The 17,311-nt window shown below is 53.7% G+C and carries 15 protein-coding genes and 2 pseudogenes; 10 read left to right on the forward strand and 7 right to left on the reverse strand.

Annotated elements, in window-relative coordinates; all coding sequences use genetic code 11:
* Positions 1 to 114: 114 nt before the first annotated feature.
* The 6 genes and pseudogenes from ACTQ1N_RS07565 to ACTQ1N_RS07590 form a co-directional block, all read left to right on the forward strand.
* Positions 115 to 564: pseudogene (locus tag ACTQ1N_RS07565) on the forward strand (GNAT family N-acetyltransferase); the annotation flags it as partial.
* 26 nt (positions 565 to 590) lie between these two features.
* On the forward strand, positions 591 to 815 hold the full coding sequence (locus ACTQ1N_RS07570; protein WP_441956158.1) for a hypothetical protein: 225 nt from the start codon (positions 591 to 593) through the stop codon (positions 813 to 815).
* Between the two features lie 168 nt (positions 816 to 983).
* Positions 984 to 1,799, forward strand: coding sequence for an ABC transporter ATP-binding protein (locus ACTQ1N_RS07575; RefSeq protein ID WP_441956160.1), 816 nt, complete (start codon positions 984 to 986; stop codon positions 1,797 to 1,799).
* Positions 1,786 to 4,653 carry an ABC transporter permease gene (locus ACTQ1N_RS07580; RefSeq protein WP_441956162.1) on the forward strand — a complete coding sequence of 956 codons (2,868 nt, stop codon included), beginning with the start codon at positions 1,786 to 1,788 and terminating at the stop codon, positions 4,651 to 4,653. The genes ACTQ1N_RS07575 and ACTQ1N_RS07580 overlap by 14 nt, the downstream gene beginning before the upstream one ends.
* The gene (locus tag ACTQ1N_RS07585; RefSeq protein WP_441956164.1) at positions 4,650 to 5,330 is read left to right on the forward strand and encodes a response regulator transcription factor; all 681 of its coding nucleotides are present in this window, start codon (positions 4,650 to 4,652) and stop codon (positions 5,328 to 5,330) included. The genes ACTQ1N_RS07580 and ACTQ1N_RS07585 overlap by 4 nt, the downstream gene beginning before the upstream one ends.
* Before the next feature lie 127 nt (positions 5,331 to 5,457).
* On the forward strand, positions 5,458 to 6,387 hold the full coding sequence (locus ACTQ1N_RS07590; protein ID WP_441956166.1) for a sensor histidine kinase: 930 nt from the start codon (positions 5,458 to 5,460) through the stop codon (positions 6,385 to 6,387).
* A gap of 73 nt (positions 6,388 to 6,460) precedes the next feature.
* Here the strand turns inward: ACTQ1N_RS07590 and ACTQ1N_RS07595 are convergent, their stop codons facing one another.
* Both ACTQ1N_RS07595 and ACTQ1N_RS07600 read right to left on the reverse strand, forming a co-directional pair.
* Positions 6,461 to 7,372, reverse strand: coding sequence for a LysR substrate-binding domain-containing protein (locus tag ACTQ1N_RS07595; RefSeq protein WP_441956249.1), 912 nt, complete (start codon positions 7,370 to 7,372; stop codon positions 6,461 to 6,463).
* Positions 7,370 to 7,483, reverse strand: a pseudogene (locus tag ACTQ1N_RS07600) (helix-turn-helix domain-containing protein); the annotation flags it as partial. The pseudogene ACTQ1N_RS07600 and the gene ACTQ1N_RS07595, both read right to left, overlap by 3 nt.
* Before the next feature lie 215 nt (positions 7,484 to 7,698).
* On the opposite strand from ACTQ1N_RS07600, the gene ACTQ1N_RS07605 reads away from it, so the two are divergent.
* From ACTQ1N_RS07605 to ACTQ1N_RS07615, 3 genes are read left to right on the forward strand one after another with little or no spacing between them, the layout of a single operon-like run.
* Positions 7,699 to 9,432 carry an ABC transporter ATP-binding protein gene (locus ACTQ1N_RS07605; RefSeq protein ID WP_441956168.1) on the forward strand — a complete coding sequence of 578 codons (1,734 nt, stop codon included), beginning with the start codon at positions 7,699 to 7,701 and terminating at the stop codon, positions 9,430 to 9,432.
* Positions 9,425 to 11,191, forward strand: a complete 1,767-nt coding sequence (locus tag ACTQ1N_RS07610) for an ABC transporter ATP-binding protein (RefSeq protein WP_441956170.1) — start codon at positions 9,425 to 9,427, stop codon at positions 11,189 to 11,191. Before ACTQ1N_RS07605 ends, ACTQ1N_RS07610 begins: the two co-directional genes overlap by 8 nt.
* 21 nt (positions 11,192 to 11,212) lie before the next feature.
* Positions 11,213 to 11,701 carry an HD domain-containing protein gene (locus ACTQ1N_RS07615; RefSeq protein WP_441956172.1) on the forward strand — a complete coding sequence of 163 codons (489 nt, stop codon included), beginning with the start codon at positions 11,213 to 11,215 and terminating at the stop codon, positions 11,699 to 11,701.
* Between the two features lie 198 nt (positions 11,702 to 11,899).
* Here ACTQ1N_RS07615 and eno read toward each other — a convergent pair whose 3' ends face one another.
* Entirely contained in the window at positions 11,900 to 13,195 is a 1,296-nt protein-coding gene (eno, locus tag ACTQ1N_RS07620) for a phosphopyruvate hydratase (RefSeq protein ID WP_441956174.1), read from the reverse strand.
* A 218-nt stretch (positions 13,196 to 13,413) separates the two neighbouring features.
* Here eno and ACTQ1N_RS07625 point away from each other — a divergent pair, with 218 nt between their 5' ends.
* Positions 13,414 to 14,190, forward strand: a complete 777-nt coding sequence (locus ACTQ1N_RS07625) for a ZIP family metal transporter (protein ID WP_441956250.1) — start codon at positions 13,414 to 13,416, stop codon at positions 14,188 to 14,190.
* A 24-nt stretch (positions 14,191 to 14,214) separates the two neighbouring features.
* Here ACTQ1N_RS07625 and ACTQ1N_RS07630 read toward each other — a convergent pair whose 3' ends face one another.
* The 4 genes from ACTQ1N_RS07630 to ACTQ1N_RS07645 all read right to left on the reverse strand — a co-directional run bounded on the left by ACTQ1N_RS07630 (position 14,215) and on the right by ACTQ1N_RS07645 (position 17,211).
* A complete protein-coding gene (locus ACTQ1N_RS07630; RefSeq protein WP_441956176.1) occupies positions 14,215 to 14,886 on the reverse strand; it encodes a gamma-glutamyl-gamma-aminobutyrate hydrolase family protein in 672 nt (223 codons plus the stop codon).
* Positions 14,887 to 14,888: 2 nt separating this feature from the next.
* Positions 14,889 to 15,671: an amino acid ABC transporter ATP-binding protein gene (locus ACTQ1N_RS07635; RefSeq protein ID WP_441956178.1), complete on the reverse strand. Its 783-nt coding sequence runs from the start codon at positions 15,669 to 15,671 to the stop codon at positions 14,889 to 14,891.
* 86 nt (positions 15,672 to 15,757) lie between these two features.
* Positions 15,758 to 16,555, reverse strand: coding sequence for an amino acid ABC transporter permease (locus ACTQ1N_RS07640; protein ID WP_441956180.1), 798 nt, complete (start codon positions 16,553 to 16,555; stop codon positions 15,758 to 15,760).
* Positions 16,552 to 17,211: an amino acid ABC transporter permease gene (locus tag ACTQ1N_RS07645; RefSeq protein WP_441956182.1), complete on the reverse strand. Its 660-nt coding sequence runs from the start codon at positions 17,209 to 17,211 to the stop codon at positions 16,552 to 16,554. Before ACTQ1N_RS07645 ends, ACTQ1N_RS07640 begins: the two co-directional genes overlap by 4 nt.
* Between the last annotated feature and the right edge of the window lie 100 nt (positions 17,212 to 17,311).

Genomic DNA, 17,311 nt, shown 5'->3' on the forward strand with positions numbered 1-17,311 from the left:
CACGGCATAAAGCAATCCGATGTAAAATCCATCAGAATAATTTATGCTGTGCCTCTTTTTAATTTGATTGAATGTGGTATGGTTTAGGACCAGATAAAATGCGGGATAACAGCCCATGAACAGACCGATTATCTGCTGAGCTATCCGGATGAAAAAAGTTTTAACGCGGAGCAGGAGGCAGGCTATCTGGAAGAAAAGATGAACAGTCCGGACGAGATAGAGCTTGCAGCCATCATTGATGGGAAGATTGTGGGAATCGCAGGAATTGGGGTTGTCGGGAGAAAGTACAAGGTCAGGCATCGGGCTGATTTTGGTATCAGTGTTTTGAAGGAATACTGGGGACTTGGTCTGGGGAGAATCCTTACGAAGGCTTGTATTCAATGTGCCCGGAAGACCGGCTATCAGCAGCTGGAACTGAATGTAGTGGCAGAGAACGAAAGGGCGGTCTCCTTGTATCGAAGTGTGGGATTTCAGGAATTCGGACGGAATCCCAGAGGATTCAATTCGAGGTTTTCGGGCTATCAGGAGCTTGTGTATATGCTTCTGGAGCTTGACAATATTTAAGTTCAATCCTTGAGGAGGATAAAAAGATGGCACTGAATCCCAAAAGCCTTTTAAAGGCAAAAGAGAGGCTTCATATTTTCAGAGAGCAGCATCCGAAGATCGTCAGTTTCGGGAAGACGTTGAATGAGCATGCGATTCAGCCTGGGACGATCTTTGAGATCACTGCAACGACACCTGAGGGGAAGAGCTATACTGCAAGTATGAGGCTGACACCCGAGGATGTGGAGTCGCTTCGGCTTTTCGTGAAATAAACCAACAGGAAGGCCTGACGCCAGGGTGTCACAGACTGGGCGGGTGACAAATTTGTCACCTGTCCAGTCATTTTTATGTCATTTCTCCCTGCTAGACTGTAGCTGTAAAAAAGAGGGCAGAAGGAAAACAGACAAGGCTCGGAACGATACCTGGAGAGGAAGAGGGATATGGATATATTGAAGTGCAGCAATCTGACGCGTGTGTACGGAAGAGGAGACGGGAAAACTGTCGCCCTGGACCATGTCAGTTTCTCGGTTCAGAAGGGCGAGTTTGTGGCGATTGTAGGCCCTTCCGGGTCCGGGAAGTCTACGCTTCTGCATCTCCTTGGTGGGGTGGATCACCCGAGCGGGGGAACGGTTGAGGTCGGGGGAACCGATTTGTATACCCTGGATGAAGACAGGCTGGCGATTTTCCGAAGGCGGCATATCGGGCTGGTCTATCAGTTTTACAATCTGATTCCGGTTCTGACGGCGGAGGAGAACATTGTTCTTCCATATCTTCTTGATGGAAGAAAAGTCGATGCGGAGCGACTGGACGAAATCCTTTCCTACCTCCACCTGGAGGACAGACGGACGCACCTCCCATCGCAGCTGTCCGGCGGACAGCAGCAGCGCGTCTCCATCGGGAGGGCGCTTTTCACGCACCCGTCTCTTCTTTTGTGTGATGAGCCGACCGGGAACCTGGATCGGAAAAACAGTGAGGAGATTGTATCCCTGTTGAAGGAGTCTAACCAGCGGTTTGATCAGACGGTCATTCTGATCACACATGATGAGCAGATTGCGCTTCAGGCAGACCGGATGCTCTATATGGAGGATGGGCAGATTCTCAGGGATGAGAGGATCCGCCGTCCATATGTCCAGCCATCTGCGGACTCTGACAGCAGGATTTCTGATGTACGCGCGGCGGATGAGACTTCGGAACGGTCTTCGGGTACGGAGCTTCTGAAGCAGGAGGGAGGCGCAGGCAGTGATGAGCAGAAATAATGCGGTTTTTCTTGTTACCAGGCGTTACATGCAGAAGAACCGGAAAAGGAATGTGCTCTATATCTTGAGTCTGTCCTTATGCATTGCGCTGCTTGTCTGTGTGTTCATCGGGCGGGATACAGCGATCCGGTACATGGCAGATGTTACAGCCGCAGGCAGCGGGAAGTGGCACATCGCGTTCAGTAATGTGCGCGAGGGGGAATACGGAAAGATCACTTCCTACCCATTTGTCAGGCGGACAGGCATCTCCGGTAATGAGGGAGATACAGTTTTTTTGCAGAGCGGCAACCCGGAGCGTCCGTTTCTGAATATCCGGCTGTACAATGCTTCCATGTTCAGCATGGCGAATATCCATGTGACAGAGGGCAGGCTCCCGCAGAAGGAAGGGGAGGCTGTGCTCTCCAGGACAGCGTTGGATGATGGCGGAACCATCGCGCTGGGAGACACCATCAAGGTGCGGACATTCAGAAGGTTCATCCACAATTTCAGCGACACAGACCTGGTATTTCCATTTCTGGAGCTTCAGATCAAGGCAGGACAGACCGTGAAGGTCGGAGATTCCTTCGGGTATTTTCCGGAAGGAGATTCATTTTATGAAGAGTGCCAGGAGATCCATGTACCAACCGGATACGAAACAACGCTCAAGGTGGTCGGATTTGTGGAGGCCCCTTATTATGAGAATGCAGGGCAGGCTGCCTACACAGCGCTGGCTTATCTGCCGGAAAGAAGCACAATTGAACCGGCCGACGGCAGCATCGGGAAGGTTACCGTCAGCGCAGAGCTGACGGACGGCTCACTCAACTCAGGTGCGGTGAGCGGACTTCGCAGTCAGCTGGAAGAGAAGTGGGGAGACAGAGTAACCTTCAATGACAAGGTTCTTTCCTCCTTCGGAATGTCGGGGGATTCGACGATTGACAAGATCATTGTGGCAGCGCAGATTTTCTTTGTGATTTTCATATTTGCAGCGACAATGATCCTGATCAGCAACATATTCAATATTTCATATGAGCAGAGGTGCCGTTATCTTGGCATGTTGTCATCCGCCGGAGCGACTGCACGGCAGAAGCGGAGCAGTGTCTACTATGAAGCTCTTCTTCTGCTGGTGCCGTCCCTGCCGCTTGGATTTTTCAGCGGACTTCTGTTTGTCTGGGGTGGAGTCCGGATTCTGAAACCGATCACGGAGATGATGCAGCAGGGGGCAGCCCTGGCGATTTTGTCTGACGTCCCGGTGTGCCTGGATGTCAGAACGGGGGCGGTTTCCCTGGTCATCTGCTGCAGCGTGGGGATCGTCCTGCTCAGCGCCCTCCGGCCGGCAGCAAGGATCGGGAAAGTCGGTCCGATTGAAAGTATCAGAGGAATAGAGGAAGCTGCAGGCGGCAGGAGAGCACGGGGCCTACGGGGAGCGCTGGGAAACCGGAGGATTGTGCGCGGGAAGAAGTCCTGCATCAGAGAATCCGGCATCAGGCTGCTGACAAGGGGATTCTTCCGGCATGAAAAACAGCAGCAGGGAAGCATCGTCCGTGCGCTTGCAGTGTTTTTTGCGATCATCATGACGGTCTCCTACGCCGGAACCGGCGTGGTTCAGATGGTTGATTATAAGCTGAACCGGTCATCTGACGAAGTGGTCGGCGATGAGCTGAAGCGAAAGTGGACCATTGTGTCTGATGGGGATGAGTCTGCAGATATGGACCAGGTTTACAGCCAGCTGAAGAAGACGGCTGGAATCCGGAATCTTGTCCGCTATGATGAGTGCACGCCGGGTGTTTTTACAGCTGATCAGAACCTGTATTCGCAGGAATACTGGAATGCCCTCTACCAGGTTCTGAAGCAGTACGGGGTCTCGAAGAAGGCATTCATGCGGGACTATTACCAGAAAGATGTTTTCGGGACAGTATCCGTTCTGGCGCTCGATGACAGGGAATTCGACAAGTTGCTGAAGGCGGTCGGAGGGGACACGGAAACAGACGGGGACAATCAGACGGATTCCCGCGCGGAAACTGAAAAGGAAGTATCCTGTATTCTGTGCAGTTCCGGCAACCTGTCGACAGACAGTTATCAGATCTGGGGGAAAAAGCCGTCCGGATACAAATATGTGGAAATCTCCCGTATGACAGATAAGAATGTTGGAGACCGGATTCAGACCACACTTACCGGAGACGATGGAAAAGACCATTCCGTCTCCTTCTGGATCGCGGGAATCGGAGACATGAAGCAGGTCTCAGGATGGCTGAAAATCAACGATGGGCAGTATATCCGGCTATTTGTACGGGAGAGTCTTGTGAAATGGGCAAACCGGAGACTGAAACAGGCGTTCTCAACGGCGATCAGCTTTGATGCCGGAAAGGAGGCGGAGCCGGTGCTCTCGCAGATCGAGTCGGCAAAGCATCTGGAGCTGGTTGATTCAGGGAGTCTTGAAAGCGGTTCCTTCCTGGAGATGGTGGCGAAGATGATCCGCACGCTGATGCTTCTGTTTCTGTTCTTCAGCTGCCTGATCTGCTTTCTGAATGTCTACAATTCTGTCTGCAGTCTCTTCGTGGTGCGGAGAAGGCAGAATGCGATGCTGCGGTCAGTGGGCATGACGAGAAGGGAGATGCGCCAGCTGACGCTGCGGGAGTTTTCGGGGCTGCTCCTCGAGGCATTCCTGGTGGCAATGCCGGTCTCAGCTGCCTTATGCCTGGTTTTTAAAAGGGTGATCATGGAGGCATTTGGCAGATTTTCGATTCCGGTTCCGTATGGTATGATTGGCCTGATGATACTTGCGACAGCGGTGGTTGTCCTCTGTATTGCTCAAGGCAGATGCAGGAAGGAAGCCGCCACAGACATCATTGAGGAAATCAAGACGGAGAGCATATGATCCTGATTGTGGAAGATGACCGGATGCTGATGATGGGACTGCAGGTTGCCCTGAAGACAAAGGGCAGCCAGGTTCTTCCGGCCGGTTCTGTGAGGGAGGCCTTGTCTGTGTATGATCAACAGGCGGACAGCATCGATTTTGTACTGCTGGACATGAGGCTTCCGGATGGAACCGGCATGGAGGTCTGCAGGCATATCAGACGCAGGTCATCTGTCCCGATCATCTTTCTGACAGCGTGTGATGACGAGAAAAATGCGGTTGAGGCACTGGGCAGCGGTGGAGACGACTACATTACAAAGCCGTTTCATCTCCGGGAACTGCTTGCGAGGATGGATGCCATCCGGCGCAGAATCGTGCCGCATGGGGAGAAAAAGACGATCTTCCGGGTCGGGGAGAATGTGATCGATATCCGGAAGGGAAAAGTCGAAAGGCAGGGAAAGGAGATCATGCTTTCGGCAGTCGAGTACAGGCTGCTTCTGGTATTCCTTCAAAACCGCGGACAGCTGCTCAGACGGAACCAGATCCTCTCTTTCCTGTGGGATGATGGGGGCAACTTCGTGAATGACAATACGCTGACGGTTTATATCAGGCGGCTGAGGCAGAAGCTGGATGATGAGAGCGGGCAGCAGATCGAAACGGTGCGCGGCATGGGATACCGGCTTCGGGAAGATTCCTGAGCCAGTGGTGCGGATGCCGGCTTCAGAATCAGGAAAGTCGTGACGGAGAGAACCATAAAGGGGCGTGCCACAGGCGGGAAGAATCCCGGAGCTGCAACGTGGGGATGCAGACAGAGAGGGGCAGGAGATGTCTGTGCTTTGGGTTGGCCTGTTTTCAGGTGCCTTACTGATTGTGATGACGCTGGCTGTCAGGGAACTGGTCAGACTTCGGCAAATCAAGAGAGAAATCAGAGAACTGACGGCTTACACGGAGCAGGTGCAGGATAAAACGCAGCTGCCTTCTATGGAAACGATGCAGGAGGGGGACGTCAGAGTCCTACAGAGTGAGGTATACAAGCTTGCAGCGTCGCTGCATGAGCAGTATACCAGGGAAAAGGCGCGCAGCGGGTATCTTGCTGAGATGCTTGAAAACATCTCTCATCAGATGAAGACCCCGCTGTCAGTCATTACCCTCATGAGTGAGAACCTGATGGGAGATGAACTGGATAAGGAGACAAGGGACAGCTGCGTCCGTTCGATTCATGAAAGCGCGGATCATCTGAACTGGCTGGTTCATACCCTCCTGGCGATTGCACAGATGGACGCAGGGGCGATTGCCTTTCGCCGGGAGACCGTCAGCCTGGCAGTGCTTCTGGCGTCTGTGCTTCAGGATCTTTCTGTCTATGCAGAGCTGAATGGGACAGCGCTGAAGATGAATGTCCCGGGAAATGTATCGATCATTACGGATTCCAGATGGACGAAAGAGGCACTGAGTAACATCATTCGCAATGCAATCGAGCATACGCCAGGCGGAACGGTCCGAATCAGGGCCAGTCAGTCTGTGGTTGCAGTGGATCTGAATATCTGTGACAACGGATGCGGCATATCGGAAGGAGATCTGCCTCATATTTTTGAACGGTTCTATAAGGGAAAGCAGGCCTCTCCGGACAGCGCCGGGATCGGCCTGTCGCTGGCGAAGGAAGTGATTCAGAAGCAGAACGGCAGCATCGAGGTTTCAGGAGCGGAAGGAGAAGGCACAGCATTCCATATCCGGTTCTTCCGGACAGGGACGCTGTAAGAGGAAGGCGGAACCCGGGGATCCGCGTGTTCTGAATCTGGCATGTATTGTAATCCGGGTCAGGCTCGCTCCTTCAGCCTGATCTGACGCTGGAGAGACCGCTTTCGCAGGTGTTCAGAAAAAGTTCGAGTGCGGAGGACTGATAGGCAGTTTTCCGGGTGACAGCACAGACAGTTGAGCTGATTGCCGGGCGGATTGTCCGCCGGATCCACAGCGAGGAGGCTGAGGGCTCCGGCAGATGATCTGCGTGCACCGGGGCAGGGACTCCTCCTGCAGAGAATGGATTTACATCCTGAACGGATGGATCATTGAATGCAGACGGTCTGGAGAGCCTGCTCCCGGAATTAAGCGTGTAGGTGGCGGAGAGCGGAACGATTGCATATCCGAGTCCGGCCTTTGCCCAGGAGATACAGGTTCTCGCGTCGTCAGCAATGCAGTAGTAATGCGGTACATCTCCGGTCTCGGCGAAGCGGGTATCCAGCAGCTGTTTCCACCTTCTGTAGATGATCAGGGGAAGCGGGCGGAGAGCTTCCAGAGAGATGTCATCCGGGGTGGCATGGCCGCTTTCCTGCGCGGATTCCCGATCCCTGCAGGGTCGTGCATCTGAGACTGCGCGTCCGCAGTCTGACAGTCCGGTCTGTATGCTGACAGCGCAGAGGAACTCCGCATCAAGCTCCCGGATCTCGTAGGAAGGCTCCCGGGTAAAGGGAGTCCGCACAAGTGCCAGATCCAGCAGGTCCGAATCGAGCCGGGACAGAAGCTCATAGGTATTGGCCTCTGTCAGTTCAAAGTGGACATCCGGATACAGGGCAGAAAAGGGTCTGACATACCGCTGCAGCAGGTGTTCTGATGCGGAGGAGATGACGCCGAGCCGGATTGTTCCGCTCTTTCCCATCCTTAGGTCTTTCAGTTCTTTTTCTGTAGCGTCTGCAAGCTGGAGCATATTTTTTGCCCGGCGGTAAAAAAAGTCTCCTGTATCTGTCATCCGGACATGTCTGGGGCCTCTGATCAAAAGCGGGGCGCCGATCTCTTCCTCCAGCTGCCGGATCTGAGCGCTCAGGGGCGGCTGCGTCATGTTCAGCTTTCTGGCAGCAGCCTGAAAGGTCCTTCTTCAACGATCACCGTATAGTACAACATCTGTTTCAGTTCCATGATTTTCTCTCGGATCGATTCGGTCGCTTTCATCATACAATACGAATTTCATATCATTATAATATAAAATCAATATTATTCATATAGATTGTATGGTGGTACGATGAGAGGGCAGCAAAAGAACAGCGCTGCAAAAGGCGTATCAAAGAAAGGAACAGTATGAAATCGCTGCTTGTTTATCTGAAAAAGTATCGAAAGGAATCGATACTGGCACCACTGTTCAAGATGCTGGAGGCGACATTCGAGCTCCTGGTCCCGCTTGTCATGGCGGCTGTCATCGACACCGGAATCCGGAACCATGACCGTCACTATGTCATTTCCATGTGCCTTGTACTGATTCTTCTTGGAGTTGTAGGACTGGCAGCTTCTATTACCGCGCAGTATTTTGCGGCAAAGGCGGCAACCGGGTTCGCCGGGGCGCTGCGCCATGCGCTTTTTGACAAGATCCAGAGCCTGACCTTCTCACAGATGGATACATTCGGGACGGATACGCTGATCACGCGTCTGACAAGTGATGTCAACCAGGTTCAGAACGGCGTCAACCTGTTTCTGCGTCTGTTTCTGCGTTCGCCCTTTGTGGTGTTTGGGGCAATGATCATGGCTTTCACGGTTGACGCACGCTCAGCTATGCTCTTTGTAATCACCATTCCGATTCTGTCCGTTGTGGTTTTCGGTATCATGCTGGCGACCATGCCGCTTTACAAGGGTGTACAGGCCAATCTGGACCGGATAATGACGAGTACGCGGGAGAATCTGACAGGTGTCCGGGTGATACGGGCGTTCCGGAAAGAGCCGGACGAGACAAGACGGTTCCGGGAAAACAACGGGACGCTTGCGGCCTCCCAGAAATTTGTCGGACGTATATCAGGGCTGATGAATCCGGTGACCTATGTCATCATCAATCTTTCAACCTGCGCGCTGATCTATGTCGGTGCGGTCCGGATTGATACAGGAATCCTGAAGGCCGGACAGGTTGTCGCGCTGCTGAACTATATGTCCCAGATCCTCATCGAGCTGATCAAGCTGGCCAATCTGATCATTCAGATGACAAAGGCGGCAGCTTGCGGCGATCGGATCGCGGCGGTCCTGGCTGTGCAGCCTGACATGAAGAATGGCGAGCAGAAGCTCTCCGCCGTGGAAGATGATAGACCGGCTGTCGCTTTCCGGGATGTATCGCTCTCCTATAAGGGAAGCGCAGGGCGTGCGCTGGAGCATATTTCATTTGAAGCAAGGAAAGGACAGACCGTCGGAATCATCGGCGGAACCGGGAGCGGAAAGTCTTCACTTGTGAACCTGATTCCGCGTTTTTATGATGTGTCGGAAGGAGAGGTGGATGTCTTCGGAACCGATGTCCGGAAACTGGATACTGCCTCTCTCAGAGATCATGTCGGAATTGTGCTCCAGAAGGCAGAGCTGTTCAAGGGAAGCATCGCGGATAATCTCCGATGGGGGAACGCGGAGGCGCAGAGCCAGGACTTTGAACAGGCACTTGAAATCTCTCAGGCGAAGGAATATGTGGACAAAAAGCCGGGTGGTGTCGGGTATATGCTGGAACAGAACGGCAGAAATCTGTCAGGCGGGCAGCGGCAGCGCCTGACGATCGCACGCGCACTGATGAAAAAGCCGGACATCCTGATTCTGGATGACAGCGCATCTGCGCTTGATTTCGCGACGGATGCAAAGCTCCGCATGGCCATCCGGAAAATGAGCCATTCGATGACAACGTTTATTGTCTCCCAGCGTGCCGCTTCTGTGCAGTACGCAGACCTGATTCTGGTCCTGGACGACGGAAAGCTGGTCGGGAAAGGGACACATGAAGAGCTTCTGAGATCCAATGAAGTGTACCAGGAAATCTATTATTCGCAGTTCCCGAAGGAGGCCGCCCATGCGTAAACAGGAAAAGAAGGAAAGCCAGAAGGCGACACTCAGAAGGATTGTCCGGTATATTTGGAAATATAGAATCTACCTGTATCTTTCTCTGGCCCTGGCTGTCGTGACGGTACTGCTGACGCTTTACATCCCGAAGCTGACCGGGCGCTCCGTCGACTATATGATCGGAAAAGGAAAGGTGGATTTTTACGGAGTCCGGGGAATCATCTATAAAATCATCTGCTGTGCAGTGATCACAGGCTCCGGCCAGTGGCTGATGAATCTGTGCAACAACAAGATGACATTTGAGGTTGTCCGGGATATCCGCAATGATGCTTTTGCGAAGATTGAAAAGCTGCCGCTCAGCTTTATCGACGCGCATCCCTACGGGGACATCGAGAGCCGGGTCATCGCCGATGCCGATCAGTTTGCCGACGGACTGCTGATGGGGTTCACCCAGCTTTTCAGCGGCGTGGTGACCATTGTCGGAACGCTGGCGTTCATGCTGTCGGTCAATGTGAAGATTACACTCGCTGTCGTGGTCATCACCCCGGTATCCTTCCTGGTGGCGGGGTTCATCTCGAAGCGGACATACTCAATGTTCCAGAAGCAGACGGCAATCCGGGGAGAGCAGACTGGACTGATCAATGAGATGGTCGAGGGCCAGAGGGTGGTCAAGGCGTATAATCAGAGAGCGCATGTTGTCGCGGATTTTGATGAGATCAATGACAGATTGACCGACACAACGCTGAAGGCGGTCTTCTACTCGTCGATCACGAACCCTGCAACCCGGTTTGTCAACAGCCTTGTCTATACCAGCGTCGGGATTGTCGGAGCATTCTCCGTCATAGGCGGAACCCTTACGGTCGGGCAGCTGACGGCGTTTCTGAGTTACGCAAACCAGTATACGAAACCGTTCAATGAGATATCCGGCGTGGTGACGGAGCTTCAGAATGCCATCGCCTGTGCCGCGAGGGTGTTTGAGCTGATCGATGAGCCGGCGCAGATTCCGGATGCGGAGGATGCGGCAGCGCCTCAGACATTTGAAGGGCATGTCTGCCTGGATCAGGTGGATTTTTCCTACACGAAGGATGTTCCGCTGATCGAGAATCTGTCGCTGGAGGCGAAGCCGGGGCAGAAGGTCGCAATTGTAGGGCCGACCGGCTGCGGCAAGACAACCCTGATCAATCTTCTGATGCGGTTTTACGATGTCTGCGGGGGATCGATTTCTGTCGATGGGACGGATATCAGGATGCTGACAAGAGATGCCCTCCGCGGCGGATATGGGATGGTGCTTCAGGATACCTGGCTGAAGTCCGGTACGATCCGGGAAAATATCACGATGGGAAACCCGGATGTCAGTGAAGAAGAAATGATCCGCGTGGCAAAGACCTGCCACATTCATTCATTTGTCATGAAGCTGCCAAAGGGGTATGATACCCCTGTGTCGGACAACGGGGAGGACTTTTCCCAGGGGCAGAAGCAGCTGCTCTGCATCGCCCGTGTCATGATGTGTCATCCATTCATGCTGATCCTGGACGAGGCGACTTCCTCGATCGATACCAGAACCGAGCTGAAGATCCAGGATGCATTTGGACGCATGATGGAGGGCCATACAAGCTTTATTGTGGCACACCGGCTTTCCACGATCCGCACGGCAGATGTGATTCTCGTCATGAAGGACGGACATATCATCGAGCAGGGGAATCACCGGCAGCTGATGGAGGAGAAGGGATTCTACTACAACCTGTACCAGAGCCAGTTCCTCGGGCAGGCAATTTAAAGAAAGATGGAGACGGAGAAGATGCAGATCGCAGACATCACAAAAAAGATGATTACGTATTCGGAGGGCAATACACATGATATCAATCATTTCCTGAAGGTCTGGTCGTTTGCCAGAACGATCGGACAGCTGGAGGGGCTGGATGACAGAACGCAGGAAATCCTGGAGACTGCAGCACTTCTTCATGATATTGCCTGCCCGCTGTGCCGGGAAAAGTACGGAAACACGAACGGGAAATATCAGGAAAAAGAAGGGATGCCGCTTGCCGAAGCATTTCTGAGAGACTGCGGTCTTTCTCCGGAGGAGAACGCCCGGATTGTGTACCTTGTCGGGCATCACCATACGCTGGAGGATATCCATGGAATGGATTATCAGATTCTGATCGAGGCAGACTATATCGTGAATGCGGATGAAAGCCACTATTCCATTGAGAATATCAGGCATTTTCGGGAGCAGATATTCAGGACGAATACAGGGAAGGCGATTCTGGATTCAATCTATCTGGGCTGATGCACAGAAAATTCTCTGGGAATGTGCTGCTGACAGCATCTTCCGGACAGAAGGAGATGCGCTGGCTGTTGTCATCATACAGCAGCTGGAACAACAACGATATGTAAATGGGGCAGGAAACCGATGGCTTCCTGCCCCACTTTTCTGTGAAGGCGAATGATTCTGGAAGATCGAAGATCGAAGATCTCAGAACAGTCTTCAGCGGCGGTTGAAGGCATCAAATCCCGGATACACGGCATTCGCACCCAGCTGCTGCTCAATGCGGAGCAGCTGGTTGTACTTTGCAACCCGCTCTGATCTGGCCGGAGCGCCGGTCTTGATCTGGCGCGTGTTCAGCGCAACAGCGAGATCTGCGATGGTGGTGTCTGCTGTCTCGCCGGAACGGTGGGAGACGATGGCGGTGTAGCCGGCCTTGTGCGCCATCTTGATGGCGTTCATCGTCTCGCTGACAGAGCCAATCTGGTTCAGCTTGATCAGGATGGAGTTGCCGCAGCCAAGCTCAATGCCCTTCTTCAGGCGCTCTGTATTGGTGACGAACAGGTCATCTCCCACAAGCTGTACCTTGTGACCGATCGCGGCTGTCATCTTCTGCCAGCCTTCCCAGTCTTCCTCGTCCAGGCCATCCTCGATCGAGTAGATCGGATAATCGGTGACCAGTTTGTCCCAGTGCGCAATCAGCTCATCGGAGGTGAAGTCCTTTCCGGACTTCGGCTGATGATAGAAGCCCTTTCCCTTTTCTGACTTCCACTCAGAGGAGGCTGCGTCCATCGCCAGAACAAAATCCTTTCCTGGTTTGTAGCCCGCATTTTCAATGGCTTTCAGGATGTGTTCGATGGTATCGGCGTCATCCTTCAGGTTCGGTGCAAAACCGCCCTCGTCACCGACAGCAGTTGTGCTGCCCTCTGCCTTCAGGAGCTTCTGAAGGGCATGGTAGACATCTGCGGACCAGCGGAGCGCTTCCGAAAAGCTGGAGGCGCCAGCCGGCATGATCATGAATTCCTGTGTATCGACTGAATTCGATGCATGGACGCCGCCGTTCAGAATGTTCATCATCGGAACCGGGAGCGTATTTCCATTGACACCGCCGAGAAAGCGGTAGAGCGGAAGACCAAGCGCTTCGGATGCCGCGCGTGCCGTGGCGATGGAAACCGCCAGGATCGCGTTCGCCCCAAGAGCCGATTTGTCTTTTGTTCCATCCGCCCTGAGCATGGCGCCATCCACGGCGTAGGTGTCACATGCATCCAGTCCGGTGACCGCTTCGGCGATGGCACCGTTTACATTGGCAACTGCCTTCTCGACGCTCTTTCCGCCGTAGTTGCTCTTGTCACCGTCGCGAAGCTCAAGCGCCTCGAACTCACCGGTTGAAGCGCCGCTCGGAGAGGTGCCTCTCGCGACGGTGCCGTCAGCAAGCGTGACCTCCGCCTCGACAGTCGGGTTCCCTCTGGAATCAAGAATCTGCCTTCCGATCACTTTTTCGATTGCTGTATATTCCATTTCCGTCCTCCTTTGGCTTATATGAATCAGGATCAGATCTGTTGCTTACAATTGAATTATACATCAGTAAGTTATATATGTCTAACTAATTTTTTCAAAAATGATCGTTTCACCGGAGATCTTCTGATGGACAAACCACTTTGCTTGACTTATCGAAAGATGATAAATATTATCAAAGTATAACAATGCCAATCATAAGGAGGGACTAGAAAGTGATGATGGAACTGATCCAGGGACTTGCGATCCCGTTCATCGGAACCTCGGCAGGGGCAGCCTGCGTATTTCTGATGAAACATCAGCTGAATGTGAAGATTGAGAAAATCCTGACAGGCTTTGCGGCCGGGGTGATGGTGGCTGCATCAATCTGGAGTCTGCTGATTCCGGCCATGCAGCAGAGCAGCGGACTCGGGAAGTGGTCTTTTGTACCGGCGGCGGTCGGCTTTATGCTCGGAACACTGTTCCTTATGGTACTGGATGAGGTGATCCCGCATCTGCACCGATTCAGTGACAGCCCGGAAGGCCCGAAGAGCAGGCTCGCCAGAACAACGATGATGGTGCTTGCTGTCACGCTCCACAATATTCCGGAAGGGATGGCAGTCGGGATCGTCTATGCAGGCTGGATCCGCGGAGGCAGCGGTATCACCATCGGAGCCGCGCTTGCGCTCTCAGTCGGGATTGCGATCCAGAACTTTCCGGAGGGGGCAATCGTCTCCATGCCGATTGCGGCAGAGGGGAAGAAAAAAGGGAAGGCCTTTCTGGCAGGGGTAGGCTCCGGTGCGGTAGAGCCGGTGAGCGCGGTCCTCACGATCCTGCTTGCAGAGCTGATCATTCCTGCGCTGCCATACCTGCTGGGCTTTGCGGCAGGCGCGATGATGTATGTGGTCGTGGAGGAACTGATCCCGGAGATGTCTCAGGGGAAGCACTCCAATATGGGGACAATCGCATTTTCCATCGGATTTCTGCTGATGATGGCCCTCGATGTGGCGCTTGGGTGAGTGGGATCCGCTCCGGTCTTTCTCTCAGATCATGCTCAAAAACTTCTCAAAGACCGGCCTTCCGTCTTCCGTATCAACGCGGCGGAAGGCCCCGGTCATTCGTTCCGGATGCCACTGAACACCAATAACCGGCAGCGATTCGTGACAGATTCCCTCGATCAGGTGATCGTCGCTGTACATAACAGCGTGAAGGCCGGAGCCAAGTCTGTCTACAGCCTGGTGGTGGGAGCTGTTGACAAAGAAGCGCTCTTTCCCATACAGAGCGGCTGCGTATGTTCCGGGGAGGGCGGTGACCGGGTGAACCTTGTCCGTCTGACTTCCCTTGTCTCTCGCATGGCGGTCTGTATTCGGAATGTTCTGAATCAGGCTTCCGCCGAAATAAACGTTCAGAAGCTGCATGCCCCGGCAGATGCCGAGAATCGGGATCTTGTGACTGACCGCGTAGCAGACCGCCTGCATCTGGAAGTAGTCGAGCTCATCGTTGATATTCAGGCTGGCCGTGTTTTCTTCATGGTAGAGGGCAGGGTTGATGTCCCAGCCTCCCGGAATCAGGAACCCGTCTGCGTCGGTAAATTGCTCGTCAGAGGCGTGCAGATTGCACAGCACAGCGCCGCCGCCGGCTTCCTTGATGGCATCCTCACAGTTTTTATGCGTCGGAAGGTCTCTGGCGTCGGACAGAATATATATTTTTTTCATGATCAAAGTTCACTCTCTTTTTGTTCGTTTCTGAAGGAGGCAAGGAATTCCCTTGCTCTTTCTGTCTTTGGATGCGCGAAGAATTCATCCGGCGATCCTTCTTCCAGAATTGCTCCATCATTCATAAAGATGATGCGGTCGGCAACATTCCTGGCAAAGTTCATCTCGTGCGTGACAATGACCATCGTCATGCCGGATTTCGCGAGGGAAGTCATGACATCCAGAACCTCCTGAATCATCTCCGGGTCCAGCGCGCTGGTCGGCTCATCGAAGAGGATGGCCTTCGGATGCATGGCAAGTGCCCGGGCAATCGCGGCTCGCTGCTGCTGTCCGCCGGAGAGCTGGGCAGGGACCTTCCTGGCCTGGTCTTCGATCCCGACCTGGCGGAGCAGCTTCAGTGCCTCTTCCTCCGCAGCCTTGCGTTTTATGTGCAGGACGTCCATCGGGGCCATCGTCACGTTATCCAGAATCGTCCGGTGAAGAAAGAGGTTGAAGGACTGGAAGACCATCCCGATCCGGGAACGAACCTGTGCGAGTTCTTTACCCTCGGCCGGCATCGGCTGACCTTCAATCAGAATCTCACCGGAGCTGATGGTTTCCAGGCGGTTCATGGTACGGCACAGGGTGGACTTGCCGGAGCCGGAAGGACCGATGATCACCACAACCTCTCCCTGCCGGACAGACAGGCTGACATCCTTGAGTACGTGATGTGTCCCGAAATATTTGTTGACCTTTCGGAGTTCGATGACGGGGGGATCCGTCCCGTTTTTGCGTTCACTGTTCATAGCTGAGTCCTTTCGGGCAGCACGGCACTTAATCCGCCGCCGGATGTGCCATGCGCAGACAAATCGGGGATGCAGGAACCAGTCCGTCAGCGGACTGCTCTTGCAAGCTGATTGATCAGGAAGTTAATCAGGATATAGATGACGGACACGACCAGATAAACGGGAAGCATCGCGTCATAGTTGGAAATCAGTACCTTCGCGTTCTGCATCAGATCCGGGAAGTTGATGACGTAGGCAAATGTTGTGTCCTTCACGACGATGACGATTTCTGAGATCAGAGAAGGAATCACATATCGGAAAGCCTGCGGAAAGATGACCTTGTAGAACACATGGCGGTCCCGCATCCCAAGCGACAGCGCGGCTTCTGTCTGCCCCTTCGGCACGGCGTTGACGCCGGAGCGGAACACCTCGGCGACGACACCGACGGCTGAGATGGCTACCGGCAGCGCGATCCTCAGAAGAGAAGGCAGCTTCAGGCCTGTCTGCGGCACAACCAGGAAGAAAAAGTAGATGAACAGAAGCGTCGGAACGCCGCGCGTAAACTCAATCAGTGCAGCTGAAATCTTCCGGAGAATGCCGGAGCGGCTGACACGGCCCCTCATCAGGAGAAAGCCGATGACAAATGCCACGGCGCCGGCCGTGAGCGCTGCCTCAAGCGTACCCAGAAGACCCTGACCGATAAACCGCCAGGTTGTATATTTCAGGAAGAAGGACCAGTACTGCGGTGCAAGCTGCCCGTTCTCCTGAAAGCGGACGGCCATCCGGTAAAGAAGGAAGGCAATCGGGAACAGCGATACAATGGTCCAGAAGACGATCCGCCGCCTGGTCTTCGGACCTGGCTCATCATACAGAAAGTCACGGATGTTGTTCTTCTCATTCTTCATCGCACAATCCTCACTTTTCTGTCAATCAGGCTTCCGATCTGGCCGATCAGGACTGCAGTCGCACAGTACAGCGCCGCGGAAATCACGAATGCCATGATGCCGCCGACAGAGTGTGTGTTGATATGGGAGACAAGCCCGGTCAGCTCCATCGGGTTCATCGGGACCTGGGAAGCAAGGGAAGTCGTAAGCATGGTTGCAACCAGAAGATTTGTCAGAGGCAGAACGCTGTTGCGCAGCGCCTGCGGGATCACGACCTTGCGCAGCACGTGTGTGAAGCGCATTCCCAGCGCCCGGGCAGCTTCAATCTGTCCTTTGTCAATCATATTCATGCCTGACATCAGGTACTCTGAACAGAAGGAAGCCGGAATCAGGGTGGTTGCAGTCAGCACACACGCCTGATAGGAAAAAATCAGGTTCAGGTAGGGCAGCGCATAGACAAGGAATATGAGAAGCGCCACGCCGGGGATGTTCCGGAAAATCTGGACATACAGTCCGGCAATGATCCGGAGCGGACGAATCGGACTTACACGCATCGCGGTGATCAGGACACCAAGGACAAGCGCAAGCACAAATGAAACAGCGGTTAATTTCCAGGTTGTCAGGAGTGCGATCGCATACTTGCCTCCGTATTGAGAAAGAAGTTCTCCAATGTTCATAGCAAAAGGTCTCCCGGCCCTTTATTTGTATGTCAGCTGCAGCCCATCTGCGGGCGAGAGGCGATGACATGACCTCTGAGAGAATCAAAAAAGGCTGCCG

Source organism: Porcincola sp. LCP21S3_C12, from assembly GCF_052118625.1.
In the GTDB taxonomy this organism is placed as follows: Bacteria; Bacillota; Clostridia; order Lachnospirales; family Lachnospiraceae; genus Porcincola.

What these genes read in the sequence shown, in the direction of transcription:
- ACTQ1N_RS07570 (WP_441956158.1), top strand. Translation starts at nt 591, where the DNA reads ATGGCACTGAATCCCAAAAGCCTTTTAAAGGCAAAAGAGAGGCTTCAT.
- ACTQ1N_RS07575 (WP_441956160.1), top strand. Translation starts at nt 984, where the DNA reads ATGGATATATTGAAGTGCAGCAATCTGACGCGTGTGTACGGAAGAGGA.
- ACTQ1N_RS07580 (WP_441956162.1), top strand. Translation starts at nt 1,786, where the DNA reads ATGAGCAGAAATAATGCGGTTTTTCTTGTTACCAGGCGTTACATGCAG.
- ACTQ1N_RS07585 (WP_441956164.1), top strand. Translation starts at nt 4,650, where the DNA reads ATGATCCTGATTGTGGAAGATGACCGGATGCTGATGATGGGACTGCAG.
- ACTQ1N_RS07590 (WP_441956166.1), top strand. Translation starts at nt 5,458, where the DNA reads ATGTCTGTGCTTTGGGTTGGCCTGTTTTCAGGTGCCTTACTGATTGTG.
- ACTQ1N_RS07595 (WP_441956249.1), bottom strand. Translation starts at nt 7,372, where the DNA reads ATGACAGATACAGGAGACTTTTTTTACCGCCGGGCAAAAAATATGCTC.
- ACTQ1N_RS07605 (WP_441956168.1), top strand. Translation starts at nt 7,699, where the DNA reads ATGAAATCGCTGCTTGTTTATCTGAAAAAGTATCGAAAGGAATCGATA.
- ACTQ1N_RS07610 (WP_441956170.1), top strand. Translation starts at nt 9,425, where the DNA reads ATGCGTAAACAGGAAAAGAAGGAAAGCCAGAAGGCGACACTCAGAAGG.
- ACTQ1N_RS07615 (WP_441956172.1), top strand. Translation starts at nt 11,213, where the DNA reads ATGCAGATCGCAGACATCACAAAAAAGATGATTACGTATTCGGAGGGC.
- eno (WP_441956174.1), bottom strand. Translation starts at nt 13,195, where the DNA reads ATGGAATATACAGCAATCGAAAAAGTGATCGGAAGGCAGATTCTTGAT.
- ACTQ1N_RS07625 (WP_441956250.1), top strand. Translation starts at nt 13,414, where the DNA reads ATGGAACTGATCCAGGGACTTGCGATCCCGTTCATCGGAACCTCGGCA.
- ACTQ1N_RS07630 (WP_441956176.1), bottom strand. Translation starts at nt 14,886, where the DNA reads ATGAAAAAAATATATATTCTGTCCGACGCCAGAGACCTTCCGACGCAT.
- ACTQ1N_RS07635 (WP_441956178.1), bottom strand. Translation starts at nt 15,671, where the DNA reads ATGAACAGTGAACGCAAAAACGGGACGGATCCCCCCGTCATCGAACTC.
- ACTQ1N_RS07640 (WP_441956180.1), bottom strand. Translation starts at nt 16,555, where the DNA reads ATGAAGAATGAGAAGAACAACATCCGTGACTTTCTGTATGATGAGCCA.
- ACTQ1N_RS07645 (WP_441956182.1), bottom strand. Translation starts at nt 17,211, where the DNA reads ATGAACATTGGAGAACTTCTTTCTCAATACGGAGGCAAGTATGCGATC.